The organism is Schleiferia thermophila (assembly GCF_003337435.1).
GTDB classification, from domain to species: Bacteria; Bacteroidota; Bacteroidia; order Flavobacteriales; family Schleiferiaceae; genus Schleiferia; species Schleiferia thermophila.
The window spans coordinates 1-2,649 of sequence record NZ_QPJS01000016.1 but is presented as its reverse complement, the minus strand read 5'-3'; the positions used below and the strand labels follow the sequence as shown (position 1 = coordinate 2,649).

At 37.8% G+C, this 2,649-nt stretch carries 6 protein-coding genes and 1 pseudogene; 6 read left to right on the top strand and 1 reads right to left on the bottom strand.

Features of this window, described 5'->3' with window-relative positions:
- Positions 1-4: 4 nt before the first annotated feature.
- The 6 genes and pseudogenes from DES35_RS11815 to DES35_RS11290 form a co-directional block, all read left to right on the top strand.
- Positions 5-220, top strand: a pseudogene (locus tag DES35_RS11815) (RHS repeat-associated core domain-containing protein); the annotation flags it as partial.
- A gap of 54 nt (positions 221-274) precedes the next feature.
- Positions 275-928 (top strand): hypothetical protein, encoded by a 654-nt coding sequence (locus DES35_RS11300; RefSeq protein ID WP_244906352.1) that lies wholly within the window; start codon positions 275-277, stop codon positions 926-928.
- The gene (locus tag DES35_RS11295; protein WP_211306565.1) at positions 918-1,307 is read left to right on the top strand and encodes a hypothetical protein; all 390 of its coding nucleotides are present in this window, start codon (positions 918-920) and stop codon (positions 1,305-1,307) included. The genes DES35_RS11300 and DES35_RS11295 overlap by 11 nt, the downstream gene beginning before the upstream one ends.
- Positions 1,282-1,602: a hypothetical protein gene (locus DES35_RS11450; RefSeq protein ID WP_125039487.1), complete on the top strand. Its 321-nt coding sequence runs from the start codon at positions 1,282-1,284 to the stop codon at positions 1,600-1,602. Before DES35_RS11295 ends, DES35_RS11450 begins: the two co-directional genes overlap by 26 nt.
- Before the next feature lie 27 nt (positions 1,603-1,629).
- Entirely contained in the window at positions 1,630-1,965 is a 336-nt protein-coding gene (locus tag DES35_RS11650) for a hypothetical protein (protein ID WP_211306564.1), read from the top strand.
- A gap of 71 nt (positions 1,966-2,036) precedes the next feature.
- Complete coding sequence (locus DES35_RS11290) at positions 2,037-2,393, top strand: hypothetical protein (protein WP_114366615.1); 357 nt, start codon at positions 2,037-2,039, stop codon at positions 2,391-2,393.
- A 29-nt stretch (positions 2,394-2,422) separates the two neighbouring features.
- Here the strand turns inward: DES35_RS11290 and DES35_RS11285 are convergent.
- A partial coding sequence (locus DES35_RS11285) for a hypothetical protein (RefSeq protein ID WP_394342565.1) occupies positions 2,423-2,649 on the bottom strand: 227 nt, incomplete at its 5' end.

Sequence of the window (2,649 nt, the reverse complement as noted above, 5' to 3'; positions counted from 1 at the left end):
AAGTCTGATAAGTCAAACCCGCACTCCCAACTCCACCGGCTTCAGCACACCCTATCGCTTCAATGCCAAAGAGCTCGACTCCGAAAGCGGGCTCTTCTACTACGGAGCCAGGTACTACCACCCGGTGGTGAGCAAATGGTTGAGTATTGACCCTCATGCAAGAAGATACCCCACTTGGTCGCCTTATTCTGCCTTTGCAAACAACCCTCTTGTCTTTGTTGACCCAGACGGCAGAGATGTTATACCAACAAGTCAGTTAAAATCGAACACATCAATGAATACCTTTTTTGAACTCGCTAGTCAAAATTCTGTTTGGAGAGGGGTAATGAAAAATTTTTATGCTAATCACAATCATGTTTGGGTGCATATGGACCAGTTAAAAGGTTCAGATGGTACGCCTAGTGGTTATACTAATGTTGCAAGAGCTCAATCTTATTTGTCATCAAGTAATCCTGTTAGTAAATATGGTCAACATAGAATAATAATAAATTCTGATGTCTTAAACAAATCAGGTGAAATTGGTATTGACCAAACATTTCTCTTTATGGCATTGGTTCATGAGGGAGACCATGCAAGAAGATATGAAAGACACAAACAAACGGGAGGAACATATGATGGATATCCTGGACATAAAGACTTTCTCATTGACAGGGGAGGTCCAGAAGGACACCACAACCAAATGGGGGCTTTTAATAGAGGTATGCTTGTAGAAGCCATGAAAGAATTCGATGCTCAAATTATAAAAAGCGGAGGGACGGTTCCTGACTATCATACAGATGATTGGTATGAGGCAATGTCATGGTATGGATTAAGAAGAACACAAGCTTGGGAAGATTTTCAGAAATCTAATCCTGAACAAGCTGCAACTTATTCAAATTTAATTAATGAACAAATAAAACGTAATCAAGATGGAATCAATGAAGAATAAATTTATAACTATATCTATTTTTTGCTTGATCTTTTGTTCGTGTTCAGAAGGTAATCGATCTGAACAAAAAGATTCATTAAGGACTCAAGATACTATTTACAAAAATATAGATACTATCCAAGTTCATAATCAAAAGAAAGATTCAGTAAACAAAGATACGAGTAAAAATGAAAAGACTAGAAAAGAAAGTTTACCTGAATTTGAAGATTATGAAAGTGAATACCAATTTAGGTATCAATTTTATATAGATAAGGCTTATGATAGAAAAACTTATGAGAAACACTACAAGCCATACACTTATCAATCCAAACATCTTGATTCATTGATAGATATTTACGAAAAGAAGAAAGAAATTGAAAACAAAGAAAAATCGGAATAATGCCAACATTCAAAAGCACACACATTTGCAAGCCGCTCAAAGCAACTGCTCAATCCAAAGCTTGCAAAAGAGTGTGCTTTTCTCCATTCCGAAAAAATTAAAAAACAAAAATTTCCCTTCCCTTCAAAAAAATAAAACTTTGCTCCCGCACAGCCCACAACAGACAGACACGAACTTTAACGGTGGACAACTTAAAACTCAACATTTACCGGCATTTCACAGGGACATGAACGACAGAAAACAGAAGCACTGGGCGGTAACAGCGTGTTGCCAAAATTGGCGGTTCAGTGGTTAAATGAAGTTCAGTATTTCTATCAAACTTTTGTGCAGGTTGACAGTTTTGAGCTCCGAAATCGCCAACTTCGGCAACACGCGAAACGTTAAGGGTAATCCTAATAATCCCAAAAACTATAATGCTGATGGCACCTTAAAGCCAATAGATCAGCACGTAATAGATGAAGTATTTTTCCATAAGGGGAACTATGCCCGTCCTTCGCTCTCAACAAGCTCTGGAAGTCCTATATCTGCAGGCTGTCAAACAGGTGGTTGTGGCCCAGGTACCTTGCCTACCTACCGAGAATTTATAAAGAATGCAGAAGGCTTTAAAGGATCCTACTATTTAAGGGCTAAGCCAGTTCTTACAGTTCCTAAACAGTAAATCGCAGAAAGATGAAAGTAACTATGATTCAACTCTGCTGTATTCTTTTTCTTACTCTGAATACTTCGTGTATGGCTCAAAAAGATGAACTGATTGATACGAAATGGGTTTATGATTTTGATGGCTGTCAAGATTATTGGAAGTTCAAGGAGCAGAATAAGTACGAGTTTTACAGTTGTGAGACGGGAGATACAACGTACGGTTCTTATGCTTTGGATGGCAACACGCTAAAAATCCATCAAATTAAAGGGGCTTATGATAAAGAGTTTTCAGAAAAATCAAGACACAGAACACCAAATATAAAGTTCGAACTTGAAATTAAAAGAAATGTGATTGTGTTTAAGGGAAGATGGGAAACAGACCCTGAAGGTAATTGGGTAAAATCTAATTTTATCTTTCCTGAAGATTATGTGTTTAAAAAGCAGTAATCCTTGAAGCCCGGACTTGCCGGGCTTTTTTATTCTACATCTTTAAGCACCCCTGAAAGGGCATCTTTTAACTTCTGTTTACCAATAAAAGCATCCAGCATTGTATAAATGGTTTGCTTTTCATTATCGCTGAGAGCTTCCAGTAAAGCCACTTTCTCCATAATGGATTTATCGTAAGAGTTTATCTCCTTTAGTTCATCGGTAGAAGCGAACAAATCCGAAAGCGAAACCCCCAGAGCTTTGGCAATCTTTTCCA

Bases quoted from the DNA above. Each gene is read 5' to 3' on its own strand.
- DES35_RS11300 (WP_244906352.1), top strand. From the start codon at position 275: ATGAATACCTTTTTTGAACTCGCTAGTCAAAATTCTGTTTGGAGAGGG.
- DES35_RS11295 (WP_211306565.1), top strand. From the start codon at position 918: ATGAAGAATAAATTTATAACTATATCTATTTTTTGCTTGATCTTTTGT.
- DES35_RS11290 (WP_114366615.1), top strand. From the start codon at position 2,037: ATGGCTCAAAAAGATGAACTGATTGATACGAAATGGGTTTATGATTTT.